We start from the raw sequence: 14,993 nt of genomic DNA, 5'->3' as shown, positions 1-14,993 counted from the left end.
CCATTGTGGCATATTTGTTGACTACATTATAATAGCATTAAGCATTTACCAAAAAATCAACAGCAATGAATCTCAATAACCTAACTATAAAAGCCCAGGAAGCATTGCAGCGCGCCCAGCAGATCGCCATGGAGAACGGACAACAGGCGATGGAACTCGGGCACCTGCTGAAAGGCATCCTGGAGGTGGATGAGAATGTTGCCCCTTATGTTTTCAAGAAACTAGGCGTCAACTATTCCGCCGTCAAACAAGCTACGGACAGTATCGTGGCCTCCTATCCGAAAGTTTCCGGAGGTACGCCTTATCTGTCCCGTACCACTACTGAAGTAATCCAAAAAGCCAATACGCTCCTCAAGGAGTTTGGTGATGAATACGTAGCCCTGGAACATCTGATGTTAGCCATGCTGTCCGTCAAGGACGATATCTCTCAGATGTTGAAAGACAGTGGCCTGAACGAAAAGAGCCTGAAAGCCGCGGTGCTCGAATTGCGCAAAGGCAGCAAGGTGACCAGCGCCAGTGCCGAAGGGACCTACAACGCATTGAATAAATACGCGATCAACCTGAACGAGCGGGCCCGCAACGGCAAGCTGGATCCAGTGATCGGCCGGGACGAAGAAATTCGCCGGGTATTGCACATTCTGGCGAGACGGACCAAAAATAACCCCATTCTCATCGGTGAACCGGGTGTAGGTAAAACCGCCATCGTGGAAGGACTTGCCCACCGGATCGTCGACGGCGACGTACCCGAAGACCTGCGCGATAAAGACATTTATTCGCTGGATATGGGTGCGCTGATCGCCGGTGCGAAATACCAGGGTGAATTTGAAGAGCGATTGAAATCCGTGATCAACGAAGTGGTGGCCGCAGACGGTCAGATCTTCCTGTTCATTGATGAGATCCACACTTTGATCGGAGCCGGTAAAAGTCAGGGCGCGATGGACGCCGCCAATATTCTGAAACCGGCCCTGGCCCGGGGCGAGCTTCGTACCATCGGTGCAACCACCCTCAATGAGTACCAAAAGTACTTCGAGAACGATAAAGCGCTGGAACGCCGATTCCAGACCGTATTGGTGGACGAGCCCAGTGAAGAAGATGCCATCTCCATTCTGCGTGGTCTGAAGGAGCGTTACGAAGCGCACCACAAGATCAACATTAAGGATGATGCCATTGTGGCCGCTGTACAGTTGTCTACCCGCTACATCAACGATCGTTTTCTGCCGGATAAGGCCATTGACCTGATCGATGAGGCGGCGGCCCGGTTACGGCTGGAGATGAACTCCATGCCCGAAGAACTGGACGAAGTAGAACGCAAGATCCGCCAGCTGGAGATCGAGAGAGAGGCCATGAAGCGGGAGAATGATAAACAGAAGATCAGCCGGATCAACGAGGAACTGGCTAATCTGGAGGATCAGCGCAGCGAACTGCGGGCCCAGTGGGAAAGCGAACGGGAAGTAGTTCTGGGTATCCAGCAGGCCAAGGAGCAGATTGAACAGTTGAAGATGGAGGCCAATAAGATGGAACGCGAAGGGAATTACACCCAGGTAGCGGAGATCCGCTACGGTAAGATCCCGCAGGTGCAGGCTACCCTGGAAGAGTACAACGAAAAGCTGCAGGAAATGCAGGCCGACAATAAGATGTTGGTGAAGGAGGAAGTGGAAGCCGAGGACATCGCCGAGATCGTCGCCAAATGGACCGGCGTACCGGTAACCCGGATGCTGGAAAGCGAGCGCGAAAAACTGCTCAAGCTGGAAGAAGAACTCCACCAGCGGGTAGTGGGTCAGGACGAAGCCGTGGAGGCCGTGGCGGATGCGATCCGTCTGAGCCGTACCGGTCTGGCCAATGCCAACCGTCCGATCGGATCTTTCCTGTTCCTGGGTACGACCGGTGTCGGTAAGACCGAGCTGGCCAAAGCGCTGGCCGAGTACCTCTTCAACGACGAGAACCTCATGACCCGTATCGATATGAGTGAGTACCAGGAACGCCACGCCGTCAGCCGGCTGGTTGGTGCGCCTCCGGGATACGTCGGGTACGATGAAGGCGGTCAGTTGACCGAAGCGGTACGCCGGAAACCTTATTCGGTGGTATTGCTGGATGAGATCGAAAAAGCCCACCCGGATGTTTTCAACATCCTGCTGCAGGTACTGGAGGATGGACGTCTGACCGATAACAAAGGTCGGGTAGCCAACTTCAAGAATACGATCATCATCATGACCTCCAACATCGGGTCGGATATCATCCGCGAGAATTTCTCCCGGATCGATGAGGAGAACGAAGAGGAGATCGTGGACAATACCCGGAATCTGGTTTACGAACTGCTGAAGAAAAGCGTAAGACCGGAATTCCTGAACCGGATCGACGAAGTGATCATGTTTCGTCCGTTATCCCGTAAGGATATCCGCGGAATTGTGGAGATCCAGCTCAATAGCCTCAAGCATACGCTGGCCGAACAGGGTATCAGCCTGGCCATCACGCCACAGGCAATGGACTGGCTGGCCGATGAGGGTTACCATCCGGAATTCGGTGCCCGGCCGTTGAAGCGGGTGATCCAGAAACGGGTCCTGCGTCAGCTGTCCCGCCAGATGCTGGAGGGCACCATCGAACCGGACAGCCACATGGTTCTGGATGTCTTCGATGACGTAGTCGTCTTCCGCAAAGCGGTAAAACCGGAAGAAGAACCGGCCGTGGAAGAGGTTCAGTAAAATAGCATAACCGGGTCCGGTGACCCGGACTAAAATATAAAGCCGGCGGAGTACACACTTCCGCCGGCTTTTTTATTTATCGTTACCAGTTTAAGAAATTCTGGTCTACCGTCTGCTGTAGTTCGGAGCTTCCTTCGTGATCGTGATGTGGTGCGGGTGACTTTCCGCCACACCGGCATTGGAGATCTTCACGAACTGCGCTTTCTGCAGCGCTTCGATATTGTGGGCACCGCAGTAGCCCATACCGGCTCTCAGGCCACCGATATACTGCACCATTACCTCGGCCAGCGTACCTTTGTAAGGAACGCGTCCTTCAATGCCTTCCGGTACCAGTTTCTTAATATCGTCTTCTACATCCTGGAAATAGCGATCTTTTGATCCCAGCTTCATTGCTCCCAGAGAGCCCATACCGCGGTATACCTTGAATTTCCGGCCATCGTAGATGATCGTTTCCCCGGGCGCTTCTTCCACACCGGCGAACAAGCCACCGGCCATAATGGAGCTGGCTCCGGCCGCGAGGGCCTTGGCAATATCTCCGGTATAGCGAATACCGCCGTCACCGATCACCGGTACGCCGGTTCCCTTCAGGGCCTGTGAAGCAATATGGATCGCGGTAAGCTGCGGCACACCGACACCGGCAACGATGCGGGTGGTACAGATACTACCGGGACCTACCCCTACTTTCACACCGTCCACACCGGCATCTACCAGCGCTTTCGCGCCGCCGCCGGTAGCTACATTACCACCGATCACCTGCAGGTCCGGGAAGTGTTGTTTCACCTTCCGCACCGCATCCAGTACCCCGCGGGAGTGCCCGTGGGCCGTATCGATACAGATCACATCCACACTGACGTTCACCAGCGCCTCCACCCGGTCCATGATGTCTCCGGTAACGCCGACCGCTGCACCGACTACCAGTCGACCCAGCGAATCCTTACAGGCCCGGGGATAATCCTGTACTTTGAGAATATCTTTATAGGTGATCAGCCCCACCAGGGTATTGCTGTCGTCCACCACCGGCAGTTTCTCGATCTTATGGCGTTGCAGGATCTCCTTGGCCTGTTCCAGCGTGGTGCCCATGGGGGCGGTGATCAGGTTCTCGGAGGTCATCAGCTGGCTTACCGGCCGGTCCATCTTCTGTTCGAAGCGCAGATCGCGGTTGGTCAGGATGCCGATCAGTTTATTGTTCTGGTCGACAATGGGGATACCACCGATCTTGAAGCGGTTCATCAGTTCCAGCGCGTTGCCCAGACGGGCATCGACCGGAAGCGTCACCGGATCAACGATCATCCCACTTTCGGAACGTTTCACCAGTCTTACCTGGTCGGCCTGATCCTCGATGGTCATGTTTTTGTGGATCATCCCAATACCTCCCTGCCGGGCAATGGCAATGGCCAGCTTGTGCTCGGTTACCGTATCCATCGCTGCCGAAACAACGGGCGTATTTAAACGTAACTCGCGGGTAAGTTGGGAAGAAATGTCGACTTCTCTCGGAAGGACTTCGGAGTAGGCGGGCATGAGCAGGACATCATCGTAGGTCAGTGCTTCGCCCCAGAATTTTGCTTGATCAATTTTGCTCGTTTCCATGCGCAAAGGTATAAATTTGTCGCAAAAAAAAAATCCATGTCGGGAAATTTCCTGACTTTTACGTCCTGCGATCTCAATTCTCACTGTAAAATGTTCACTCGTTCTTATGCTCACGGTCCACAGCGATAGCCACTTTATGAAACAGGCACTCAAACAGGCGGAACTGGCGCTTGAAAAGGGGGAGATCCCCGTGGGTGCCATTGTTGTCTGCGAAAACCAGATCATTGCCCGGGCCCACAACCAGACCGAGCAACTGGGAGATGTCACCGCCCACGCCGAGATCATCGCCATTACCGCTGCCTCCAACTACCTGAACAGCAAGTATCTGCCGAATTGCACGCTCTACGTGACCCTCGAGCCCTGCATCATGTGCGCCGGTGCATTGAACTGGGCGCAGCTGGACCGGGTCGTCTACGGCGCTGCGGATGATAAAAGAGGATTCATGCGCTACGGGAAATCGCTTTTGCATCCAAAAACCAAGCTCGAGTACGGGATTATGGAAACCGAATGCAGTATTTTATTGAAAAGCTTTTTTGAAAAATTACGCCGCTCTTAACTTGACCTAATACGCTCTGATCTGATGAAAATTTTTAAAATAATCTGCCTGCTATTGCCGGTGCTTCTAGTTCCCGTGATCGGCCGGGCCTGTTTTTGTCTCAGTCCGGGCGTAGAGAAAGAATACCAAAGATCCGATGCCGTTTTCATTGGTGGGCTAATCGAAAAGTCCGAGACCGAGTTCTTCTTTTCCGGCAGATATCCTATCCCTCTTCAACTGTTTCACTTTGAAGTACTCGAGATCAGCAAGGGGCTGGAACCTACCGATCAGCGCATTACGATGATCGACCATCACCACGACTCGACCTGTGGCGGCCTGTTCCGTGAGCAGGAGGTCGGGGATACGATTTTGGTATTTGCCCAAAAAACGGAGTTAAAATATCATCTTCAGGTCCTGAGCAGCAGCCCCTGCAACGGCAACCTGGTGGTCAACGATCTGGCCCGGCACGATAGTCTGGCTGTGATCCGGCAACTGCCCTGGAATACCGTGGCTTTTAATGAATCTATATTTTACTACGAGGAGGATAAAAGGAGAAAAGCCCGGAAAGCGGAGCAGGACATCCCGGAACGTTCTTTCCCGTTCCTGCCTTTAGCGTTGATCGCCAGTGTGCTGCTGAACCTGTTTCTGATCGGCAGACTCCGGTTCAGACCGTCAAGGACTCGTTAAATCCGATCCCAGGCAGGTTAAAAACTCTTAAAGCAATTCCGATCTTAACAAATCTCTCTTAATTTTCCCTCTGGAAAACCGATCCGGATAGGGTGCATCGTCGAATAATTGCATCCTTTGAAAAAAATAAAGACCGAAGTAGCTATTGTTCTCCAGACCGGAATTCTGGTTTGAACTACTTCCAAAACAATCTACCAATGAAAAGAACTTACCAAATGTTTGCCGGCCTTCTGGTCCTTCTGACTCTCAGCGCCTGCAGTCCAACCCTTACTTCCTTTACCCAGCGGATGTACGATGAGTACGACTGGACGGAATCCGAACTGAAGCGGATCCAGTTCTACGTATCCGATGATATTGTCCTGCGCCGGCAGCTGACCGGGGGGAAATCCGAGATCATCTCGGGAGAGATCAAAGTGATCGACGGCCGGGAAGTAGAAGAGGTGGTGATCCGCCGAAAAACCCCGGGCGTTTTACTGTTCCTGCCGAAAGAAAATCGCTTTGCAGTCAGTTTTGAAGCCGATGGCGACGATCGTTATCTCGTTTTCGGCCCCAATCCCAAGGCGGGTAGCCGCTACGCCCTGCTGGCTTCCGAATGGCGTCGCCGTAGTGGTACGGTTACTTACGAGGGTCGTAAATTCCAGGTGGATGCTTCCAGCGCTTTCGCCTCCCTGATGGTGGACTTGAAGAAGATCCGGAAAATATCCGTGAGCTCCCGGACGGCCCGGGGTCGGAAGGTGAATGATTAGTGGCGATACCGGGAAAGTTGGGATATTGTGGCATTAAGGGGGATGTGGGTACTGTGAGCAAAATATCTGATCCCACTGCGTCCTGAGTCGCGGTATCTCAACTCCCGATGCCGGTCATCCGGCAACTTTCTTTCCACAATTTGCAGGCCAGCATATCATTGCCGGCCATGGCTCCCAGGTCCCGCTGACGCTGCTGCTCATCGAAAAAAGCGCCGCTGACCCCTTCGGTTTCCGGCGCGGTAGCCAGGTAGAGCGAGGTTTTCGCTCCCCGTTGCGGATGACACATGAACGGTTTCCAGAAATGCCAGAAAAGCGATAAGCCCCAATTGGAATATTTGTTGCCAAAGCGGGTACGCACCACGCCGGGGTGCAGGGCATTGGTAACGATCCGCTTTTCGCGACGGGCCAGTTCCCGGGTAAACAGCAGGATGGCCAGTTTGCTCTGGGCGTAGGCTTCCAATCCGCTGAATGCCGCCGGACCGCATTCTCCTCGCAAATTATCAAAATTGATCTTGCCGTGATAGTGGGCAACGGAAGAGACATTGACCACCCGGGGAGCCGGTGTGTTGAGTAATAAGGGTTTGAGCAGATGGGTAAGCAGAAAATGGCCCAGGTGGTTGATTCCGAAATGCCATTCGAAGCCGTCTTTGGTCAGTCGGAGTTTGCTGGAAAAAACGCCGGCATTATTGATCAGAACGTCGAGCCGGTTGAAATCCTGGGAAAAGCGGCCGGCCGCTTCCCGAACGGAGGTAAAACTGGCCAAATTCAGCGGAATATAATGGATCTCCGGATTTTGGCTCTGCTTTTGCAATTGTTGGCAGACCGCCATTCCCTTGGCGGTATTCCTACCGGCGATCACCACCCGCATGCCCTGTTGCGCGAGGGTCAGTGCGGTTGCCCGACCGATACCGTCGGTTCCTCCGGTAATGAATATGGTTTTATCCTGCATAAACTGAAAGGGTATGATTGGTCTGCATAGATGGAAACAACCTACCCGCCTTTTAGGTTAGCCGGAAGGTCAAATATTTGCATTCGTCCCGAATCCCCGCGCCCGAACTTTGGGCAACAAATATTATATTTGACTTTTCACTCACTATAATCGTTGAAAATGATCCGCTTCTTCCAACTTCTGTTCGTTGGCAGCATTTTGTTAATGGCCTGCCACCCAAAAGTATCATCAAACATGTCACAGGAAAACGATGCCGCCCTTCGCGAAAAAGCCAATGAACTGGCTCAGAAATACATCATCACCGACGGCCACGTCGACCTCCCCTACCGGCTTAAGGTCAAGAACTTTCGCCTGACCCGCGAATATCTCGGCATCCCGGTCGAAACCGATGAGGGAGATTTTGACTACGTGCGCGCCAAAGCAGGCGGCCTGGATGTCCCCTTTATGTCGATTTACATCCCGGCTTCCTATCAGACCAACGGCGGTGCCAAAGAGCTCGCCGATTCCCTGATCGATATGGTGAACGGGATCGCCAAGGCCCACCCGGATAAATTCGGTGTAGTCAGTACGCCCCAGGAGGCGGAAGCGGCCGTAAAAGCCGGTAAGATCGCTCTGCCCATGGGTATGGAGAACGGGGCTCCGGTGGAGGATGACCTCAAAAATGTCGCTTACTTCCGCAAACGCGGAATCAGTTATATTACGCTGACCCACTCCAAGGACAATCAGATCTGTGATTCTTCCTACGATACTACCGGTACCTGGAAAGGGCTGAGCCCCTTCGGCCGGGAAGTGGTACACGAAATGAACAAGCAGGGGATCATGGTGGACATTTCGCACGTTTCCGACAATACGTTCTGGCAGGTTATGGACATCACCAGTGCGCCCTGTATCGCTTCGCACTCTTCCGCGCGCAAATTCACGCCGGGCTTCGAGCGCAATATGGACGATGACATGATCAAACGCCTCGGTGAGAACGGCGGAGTGATCCAGATCAACTTCGGTTCCGCCTTTCTGGACGGAGAGATCTCCAAAAAACGGGATGAGCTGCGGGAGAAACTGCAGGAACAACTGGAGGCACAGGGGCTCTCCTACCGTGATGAGGCCGCAAAAGCCATCATCGAACAGTTCCGCAAAGACAATCCGTCGGTTTATGCCGACCTCGACATCGTGGCGGACCATATCGACCATGTGGTGAAACTCGCCGGAGTCGACCACGTTGGTTTCGGTTCCGATTTTGACGGTGTTGGTGACAGCCTGCCCACCGGACTGAAGGATGTATCCCAATATCCCAACCTGATCCAGACCCTGCTCAAACGGGGGTATTCGGAATCGGATATTGAAAAGATCTGTTACAAAAATGTATGGCGGGTATGGAATGAAGTTCAGAAGGTCGCCAAGAATATGCAAGCCGGAAAAATGTAATCCAGCTTTCGCTCGCCATGACGCTCAGGCCGTTTTTTGTTATCGGTCTGACGTGACAGGTGACGAAAAGCGGCCTGGCTACAGCGCCAATAAAACGGCTGTTGCCGGCCGATACCGTTTTCAGGAAAAAAGGTGACGGGATCGTATGTAAGTTGCGATTACCGCATCTGGCGATCTCATAACCTTTTTTCCTGCGCCGGTCAACGCCCAAAAGAGCCGGCATGCGCCCGCAAAATTCCGCTAAGCGACATAAGCCTAGTTTTTTTTATGAAACTTTTTTCATAAACCATTCGTAATTGTAAATTTGTAGTTTCCTTTCCCCAGTTACTTTACCAATAGGTAATTTAGTTCTCTTGATATTTCTAGTTGTATTTGGCAATAAAGAACACGACACTCCCAAATTAATGAATCTCAATCTGGCTTTTTTCCAACGAAAAAGAAGGAGCCAGGAACGGTGTGAAATGCACGGGCATTTTTCATTGTAAAAATTGATTGCATTTATGCGATTTAAGGGATTATTAAGGTGTTCTTTGTTCTTTGTTTGTCTCCTTACACTAGCGGGACCGGACACCCTGTTTGCCAGAACACAACAAGGTGTGGGAAACCACAATGTACCGCATCACTCGGATACGACGGAGGCCCGTCAGCTCATCGAAAAAGCGCAGTCCTACTTCAAACAGGAACAGTACCAGGCCAGTGTGGAATGCCTTCACCGGGCGGAAACCCTGACCAAACCACTGCACATCACCCGCATGTGCATTATGATCTGCCGCAATATGTTTGCCGCTTACCAGGAACTGGGCAAACTGGATTCTGCGCTGATCTACGCGGATATGCTCCTGGGTGATGCCCGCAAGATCCGGGATCCCGAAGCGGAAATGGATGCCTGGAACTTTAAAGCAATTCTCTACAACGCCAATCTGGAGTTGGATTCCGCCATGAATTCCTACAAAAAAGCTCATCAGCTGGCGATCACCCTCAACGACAAAGTTGCCCAGGCGATCTATTCGAGTAATATGGGCATTATTTTCGGTCAGCAGCGACAGTACGAAAAGGCCTATACCTATTTTCGGGAAGCCTATATGATCGGCCGGGAGATTGGTGATTCCAGCATGATCGCGCTGGGGGCCATGAATATAGGCCGTGGACTGGCCGAGGAAGAAAAGTTCGATTCCGCGAAATTTTATCTCGTAAAAGCAGAACGGGCAGCTTACGCCGTCCGTGAAGAAGATCCCGGTCTTTATAATGGGGTACTTAGTTTTCAGGCCCTGCTCAATCTGCATCAGGGCAATTACGAAAGGGCCGAAACGCAGTACCAGCAACTGGCAGAAATTTATTCGCAAAACGATCAGAGTATCTACCTGGCGGAAGTTTACGGATATCTCGCTGAAATCAACTACGCCCAAAAGAATTACCTGAATGCCATTAACTACGGCCTGCTGGACCTGAATTTAATTAAGGATATCCCCGCGCAGGAGATCCGGGAAAAAGCGCTGTTGGTACTCACCAAGGCCTACGGAGAACTGAGAAACTACAAAGAAGCCTTTTATTACGGCGAGCAATACCGGCAGATCCGCGACAGTTCGTACGGGGCTGAGGTTACCCGCCTGGTAGCCGAGGTGGAAAGCAAATACGAACTGGACCAAAAGAATAGTGAGAACTACCAACTCTCCATGGAAGCCCAGCAGCAAAAATCGCTGGCCCGGCAACGGACCATCATTGCCCTGGTCACCAGTCTGATCACCCTACTCATCCTCGGGATCCTGTTTTTCTTCAATCTGGAATACCGGCATAAAAAACAGCTCAATCGTCAACTGGAGGCTACCGTAAAAGATCGTACGGCCGAATTGGAATCGACCAATATCCAGCTTAAAAAATCGATCGAAGAACTGCGGACGTTCGGTCACATCACCTCCCACGACCTCAAGGAACCGCTGCGAAATATTTCCGGATTTTCCAGCCTCCTGGAAAGAAGACTGGACTATAAACTGGATGATGACTCCCGGGAATTCCTCCATTACATCAAGCAGAATACCCACCAGATGCACGAACTGATCGAGGATATTCTGGCCTATTCGACTCTGGACGACCAGCCTTTCATCAATCAGCCGGTGGATCTCCAGGAGATGGTTAATAAAGCAAAAGATAATCTCAGCACCCTGATCCAGGAACGCAACGGCAGCGTTCAGTACGATTCGATGCCCGTGATCACCAATAATGAAGCGCAGGTGTTCATGGTGCTAAAAAACCTGATCGAGAACGGACTGAAATATAACCGGTCCGAACAACCGGAGGTCTACCTGCGCTACGATCGCATCGACGACAAGCACCATCTGTACGTCAGCGATAACGGGATCGGCATCCCTGCGGAATACCAGGATCAGATCTTTCAGCTCTTCAAACGCCTGCACAATCGATCGGAATTTTCGGGTACGGGCATGGGACTGGCCATCAGCAAAAAGATCGCACAAAGACTGGGCGGGGAACTGATCGTCCGGAGCAACGGTAAAAAAGGCAGCACCTTTATCGTCGTTCTGCCGGTAAATGTTCCCGTCGCATGAAACCGCCGATACGCTAATTCGGAGTCTTATTTCTGCCGCTTCAGCGTAAATACCCTGGAAACATTAAACCCGAAGTGAATACCGCCGTCGCCCCATTTCCCACTGTTCTGAGTTACAAATCCTTTCTCGATCATCGATGTGGAATTGGTCAAATGTAGTTGGAAGACGTGCCCGCCGGTTTCGATATCAAATCCTAGTGATAATGAATTGCCAAAACCCGGAGCCAACTGGTCCGGTAGTACGTAAATGTATTCCAGGTTCAGGGCGATCCGTTTGGATAATTTGATCCGCCCGGCGCCCCCCAGAGCCAGTACATCGTTGGCTTCGGAAGCTACCTCCACCAGATTTCGGTGCACCAGGGTGGGTGAGAGTTGCAGGGAAATATTTTCGCTGAATTTCCGACCCAGAATTAACTGGAAAGTATAGTAAAGGCGGGACCTGAAATAGTTCTCCCGGTCCGGGTTCTGCCAACGCAGAGTCTGGATCGCCGTACTCGCAAAAATGGCGGCCGTAACCGGCATTTTTCGCTTCCCCACACTTTGGCGCAGAAGTTTGAACTTCACAAACCCATCGTAGGTTTTTTCAAAGCTGCTCCGGCCGATACCGATCATCAGCCGGTCTGTGATCCCGTAATCGCCGCCAATCCGGATCGTAGCGGCATCCAGGCCGAATAATTCGTAAGCCCCCCGGTTGAGCATACCAAAACGGTGCGAGATCTTGAAATCCAATACCCCGGCGGCGGTATTCTCCAGGGAATGGAGGTTGATCACCCGGTTGGTCTTGAAGGCGGCCGTAGCGTATTCGGTCGTTTCTTCCTCGTCCCCAAGCAAAGACAAAAGGTCATCCTGGGCATTGAGCGCCGACACCGCGCACAATAGCCATAAGAGTAATGCTGATCGGTACATACTTTGATTTTTATGGTTCTCCCGGTCGCCGCTTTCAATCGCGGCACGTACCACGGAGCTACCCGCCGGCGGCGGGAAGTATCCGCCGGCCGCCGGTCTGCTCGTGGTTTGTGCACGAATGACTAAAGCTCGTTCTTAGGAACCCATGCAAGTTTGAGTTTTTGGGGAACCGGGGTTTATTCTCGAAATGCAATTGTATTTTTGGTTTGGGCAACCGTGGTGGCCTGCCAGACACGGAAACCCAACCGGAGTTTCGACCGGTCCTAACTCTTCAGCAATTCATAATTCAGATCGATACTCACAGCTACCGTTTTGGCAATATTCTCCCGAACCACTGCCGGTATCTTGATATTGAAATCCGCTACTGTAAGCTCAAAAACGGAGCTGGCGGATATCTCTCCCCGCTCAATACGGATCTTGCCGGGCACTTCGATCGTTTTGGTCACCCCATGGATCGTCATATCGCCGGCAACTTTTACTTCGTAGATCCCGTCTTTGGAAAAGTCTACCGCAGACGGATTCACGATCTGCCCCTTGAATACGGCTTTCGGGAAAGTGCTGCTTTCCATATAATTCTCGTTAAAATGCTCCTGCATCAAAGCTTTTTCAAACTGAAAGGCCTTGATCAGTACCGCAAATTCCATTTTGCCGGATGCCGCATCCAGTACACTCGTCGCTTTTTCATTCGCGGCTTCTATCTTTTCCAGAGGAGCTTCCGAGGTGAAGGTTACTTTGCCCGCACGGGTGAAATATTTTTGGGAGAAGAGCGCCTGCCCGCTGATCAGCGTCAAACTCAGAATAATGCAAATGTTTTTCATTGGTTATTGTTTTTAAATGGAAATGTGGAAACGTGTGAATGTGGAAACGTGTGAATGTGTGAATGTGTGAATGTGAAAGTATGTGGGTTTGGAGCTGAACATTAACACATTTCCACCTTAGCACATTAGCACATCAACACCTTAACACGTTTAAACTTCCACACAGCGCACCAGTACCACATCCATCAGCATACCGGTGCAAATGCCTTTTAGCGTGACGGTTTCTCCGACCGTGAAATCAGTACGCTCGTGTTCCGTCAGCTGATCCATCTGGCATATGACTCCGAACATATCGCTGCTACTTTTTAGGGTGAGGCTCACATGTCCTTCCTCATTGGTGGATACGTCCGTGATCTTACCTTCAACCAGGAGTATCTTCTCCAGATATTTTTCGTTGGCTTTTGCTTCGTTCTGGTCAAATTCCACGAAAAGATCAAAAGCGGAGACCGTCATATCCACATCGGCATTTTCCATCTTTTGGTGGGGCTTATTGTACAGGAAGTAGGCAGCCGTAAGGCCGATCAACAGGACGGGTAACGAAAACAGCAAAATCTTTTTCATAAGGCGGATTTTAGTGATGGATGATGGACAGTTCAGATCTGGGGCCGGAGACTATACCCGTCCGGTTAATTATCGGGGGCACCGTCCTCGATCCAGGTTTCGATCTTTTCGATCACACAATCCACCAGTTGGGGTTGGTTTTGCGGCATCGGGGAAAAGCCCGCCTCGTGGCGAATGGCTCCCAACAGGCGTCCACTGTCGACATGACCTTTCAGGTTATCGTATCCTTCCAGGATCACATTGCCGTTTTTGGCAGCCTCACTGTGACAGATGAAACAGTTGGACTCCAGTATCGGCAGGATGGTCCCGGAATAGGTGACGTTGTCGGTTGCGCATCCAGTGTCCGGATACAGTTCCTCCTCCACATCGTAGTAACAGGCCGGCAACAGCAGTACGAACGGTAAGATCATCAGCATGTACCTAGGCAAAGTGTATTTCATTTTCCTATTTTTCATTCCTTCCCTGCCAGAGCAGGTCCAATAACCGCGCTTGTTCCAGTATCAGGACCGCGATGGGCCACCGGGCAATAAGGCGGATGGTTACACCTATCGTCAGGCACGCAACGTACCTGAGCTAATCCACTAAATTTAGGTGCCCTGCCGGGCAAAATGAACCTATTCTTGCCGAATGGGAAAAAAAGGGGACCGAACGGGAAAATGAAGCGGGCTTACGTCCGGTCAACTGAGGGAATTGTTACCCACCAGCCAGCGCTTAAAATGCGGCGATCGTTCGGTACTGACAATAATATCCTCGTTGGAGAAGGACGGCATCAGATCGAGTTTTACACGGGATTTGGAATACGCATACATCTCCCTGATCGCCCGGAAATGGATGATGTACTGCCGGTTGACCCGAAAGAAGAAACGTTCGTTCAGGATCTCTTCCAGCTTTTCCATCGTGACGTCCAGCGGCAGCCGCGTACCATCCCAGGTGACGACGAAGGTGACTTTGTTTTCCGTAAAAAAGTAAGCGGCATCCTGAACGTCCACCAACCGGATGCGCTGACCGATGCGTACCAGAAACCGATAACTCTGCTGCTCCCGCTGCATGGCCCGGATCAGCGCGTGATAATCAATGGCGGTACCCGGATGGTACAACTGGAATTTCTCCAGAGCACGCTGCAAAAATTCCGGTTTGATGGGTTTGAGCAGATAGTCGATGGCATTGACCTTAAAAGCCTCAATGGCGTACTGGTCGTATGCCGTGGTGAAGATGATGGGTTTTCGGATATCCGCATGCCGGAATATTTCAAAGCAGGGGCCATCGGCCAGATGGATATCCAGGAAGATGAGATCGGGCAGGGTGTGGCTCTCCATATGTTGCAGTACCGATGCGATACTGTCCAGTTGCGCCAGTATCTGGATATCCAGTCCCAGCGCCAGGAGCAATTTGTTCAAACGGCGGGCAGCAGCCGGCTCGTCCTCAACGATCCAGACCTTGATTACTTTGTCCATACCTTTAGTTCCAGTTTTGTCAGTGCTTCGCACAACCCGGACCGGTCACTCCGCAGGGCGGGCTTCCGG

General features: G+C 51.8%; 13 protein-coding genes. 6 read left to right on the top strand and 7 right to left on the bottom strand.

Going from position 1 to position 14,993, the window contains the following annotated elements; translation table 11 throughout:
- The first annotated feature begins 65 nt into the window (after positions 1 to 65).
- A complete protein-coding gene (clpB, locus tag CRP01_RS04195; protein WP_099148752.1) occupies positions 66 to 2,699 on the top strand; it encodes an ATP-dependent chaperone ClpB in 2,634 nt (877 codons plus the stop codon).
- Between the two features lie 105 nt (positions 2,700 to 2,804).
- Here clpB and guaB read toward each other — a convergent pair whose 3' ends face one another.
- Complete coding sequence (guaB, locus tag CRP01_RS04190; RefSeq protein ID WP_099148751.1) at positions 2,805 to 4,286, bottom strand: IMP dehydrogenase; 1,482 nt, start codon at positions 4,284 to 4,286, stop codon at positions 2,805 to 2,807.
- A 106-nt stretch (positions 4,287 to 4,392) separates the two neighbouring features.
- Between guaB and CRP01_RS04185 the strand changes: the two genes are divergently transcribed.
- The 3 genes from CRP01_RS04185 (at position 4,393) to CRP01_RS04175 (ending at position 6,254) form a co-directional block, all read left to right on the top strand.
- On the top strand, positions 4,393 to 4,842 hold the full coding sequence (locus CRP01_RS04185) for a nucleoside deaminase (RefSeq protein ID WP_099148750.1): 450 nt from the start codon (positions 4,393 to 4,395) through the stop codon (positions 4,840 to 4,842).
- 24 nt (positions 4,843 to 4,866) lie between these two features.
- Positions 4,867 to 5,508, top strand: coding sequence for a hypothetical protein (locus CRP01_RS04180; protein WP_143473262.1), 642 nt, complete (start codon positions 4,867 to 4,869; stop codon positions 5,506 to 5,508).
- A 197-nt stretch (positions 5,509 to 5,705) separates the two neighbouring features.
- Positions 5,706 to 6,254, top strand: coding sequence for a hypothetical protein (locus CRP01_RS04175; RefSeq protein WP_233752626.1), 549 nt, complete (start codon positions 5,706 to 5,708; stop codon positions 6,252 to 6,254).
- 97 nt (positions 6,255 to 6,351) lie between these two features.
- On the opposite strand, the gene CRP01_RS04170 is transcribed toward CRP01_RS04175, so the two are convergent.
- Complete coding sequence (locus tag CRP01_RS04170) at positions 6,352 to 7,203, bottom strand: SDR family oxidoreductase (RefSeq protein WP_099148747.1); 852 nt, start codon at positions 7,201 to 7,203, stop codon at positions 6,352 to 6,354.
- A gap of 234 nt (positions 7,204 to 7,437) precedes the next feature.
- Here CRP01_RS04170 and CRP01_RS04165 point away from each other — a divergent pair, with 234 nt between their 5' ends.
- Entirely contained in the window at positions 7,438 to 8,625 is a 1,188-nt protein-coding gene (locus CRP01_RS04165) for a dipeptidase (protein WP_233752625.1), read from the top strand.
- Positions 8,626 to 9,221: 596 nt separating this feature from the next.
- On the top strand, positions 9,222 to 11,186 hold the full coding sequence (locus CRP01_RS04160) for a sensor histidine kinase (protein ID WP_170110214.1): 1,965 nt from the start codon (positions 9,222 to 9,224) through the stop codon (positions 11,184 to 11,186).
- Between the two features lie 26 nt (positions 11,187 to 11,212).
- Here CRP01_RS04160 and CRP01_RS04155 read toward each other — a convergent pair whose 3' ends face one another.
- From CRP01_RS04155 to CRP01_RS04135, 5 genes are all read right to left on the bottom strand, one after another.
- The gene (locus CRP01_RS04155) at positions 11,213 to 12,091 is read right to left on the bottom strand and encodes a DUF5777 family beta-barrel protein (RefSeq protein WP_099148744.1); all 879 of its coding nucleotides are present in this window, start codon (positions 12,089 to 12,091) and stop codon (positions 11,213 to 11,215) included.
- A gap of 263 nt (positions 12,092 to 12,354) precedes the next feature.
- Positions 12,355 to 12,909, bottom strand: a complete 555-nt coding sequence (locus CRP01_RS04150; RefSeq protein WP_099148743.1) for a YceI family protein — start codon at positions 12,907 to 12,909, stop codon at positions 12,355 to 12,357.
- Positions 12,910 to 13,059: 150 nt separating this feature from the next.
- Complete coding sequence (locus CRP01_RS04145) at positions 13,060 to 13,470, bottom strand: OB-fold protein (protein ID WP_099148742.1); 411 nt, start codon at positions 13,468 to 13,470, stop codon at positions 13,060 to 13,062.
- A 65-nt stretch (positions 13,471 to 13,535) separates the two neighbouring features.
- The gene (locus tag CRP01_RS04140) at positions 13,536 to 13,910 is read right to left on the bottom strand and encodes a hypothetical protein (RefSeq protein ID WP_143473261.1); all 375 of its coding nucleotides are present in this window, start codon (positions 13,908 to 13,910) and stop codon (positions 13,536 to 13,538) included.
- Positions 13,911 to 14,147: 237 nt separating this feature from the next.
- The gene (locus tag CRP01_RS04135) at positions 14,148 to 14,924 is read right to left on the bottom strand and encodes a LytR/AlgR family response regulator transcription factor (protein WP_233752624.1); all 777 of its coding nucleotides are present in this window, start codon (positions 14,922 to 14,924) and stop codon (positions 14,148 to 14,150) included.
- Between the last annotated feature and the right edge of the window lie 69 nt (positions 14,925 to 14,993).

Source organism: Flavilitoribacter nigricans DSM 23189 = NBRC 102662, from assembly GCF_002646595.1.
GTDB lineage: Bacteria > Bacteroidota > Bacteroidia > Chitinophagales > Saprospiraceae > Flavilitoribacter > Flavilitoribacter nigricans.
The sequence above is the reverse complement of the archived record's forward strand: the minus strand, read 5'-3'. Positions and strand labels throughout refer to the sequence as shown.

Coding starts and splice junctions, on each gene's coding strand:
- clpB (WP_099148752.1), top strand. CDS start 66: ATGAATCTCAATAACCTAACTATAAAAGCCCAGGAAGCATTGCAGCGC.
- guaB (WP_099148751.1), bottom strand. CDS start 4,286: ATGGAAACGAGCAAAATTGATCAAGCAAAATTCTGGGGCGAAGCACTG.
- CRP01_RS04185 (WP_099148750.1), top strand. CDS start 4,393: ATGCTCACGGTCCACAGCGATAGCCACTTTATGAAACAGGCACTCAAA.
- CRP01_RS04180 (WP_143473262.1), top strand. CDS start 4,867: ATGAAAATTTTTAAAATAATCTGCCTGCTATTGCCGGTGCTTCTAGTT.
- CRP01_RS04175 (WP_233752626.1), top strand. CDS start 5,706: ATGAAAAGAACTTACCAAATGTTTGCCGGCCTTCTGGTCCTTCTGACT.
- CRP01_RS04170 (WP_099148747.1), bottom strand. CDS start 7,203: ATGCAGGATAAAACCATATTCATTACCGGAGGAACCGACGGTATCGGT.
- CRP01_RS04165 (WP_233752625.1), top strand. CDS start 7,438: ATGTCACAGGAAAACGATGCCGCCCTTCGCGAAAAAGCCAATGAACTG.
- CRP01_RS04155 (WP_099148744.1), bottom strand. CDS start 12,091: ATGTACCGATCAGCATTACTCTTATGGCTATTGTGCGCGGTGTCGGCG.
- CRP01_RS04150 (WP_099148743.1), bottom strand. CDS start 12,909: ATGAAAAACATTTGCATTATTCTGAGTTTGACGCTGATCAGCGGGCAG.
- CRP01_RS04145 (WP_099148742.1), bottom strand. CDS start 13,470: ATGAAAAAGATTTTGCTGTTTTCGTTACCCGTCCTGTTGATCGGCCTT.
- CRP01_RS04140 (WP_143473261.1), bottom strand. CDS start 13,910: ATGAAATACACTTTGCCTAGGTACATGCTGATGATCTTACCGTTCGTA.
- CRP01_RS04135 (WP_233752624.1), bottom strand. CDS start 14,924: ATGGACAAAGTAATCAAGGTCTGGATCGTTGAGGACGAGCCGGCTGCT.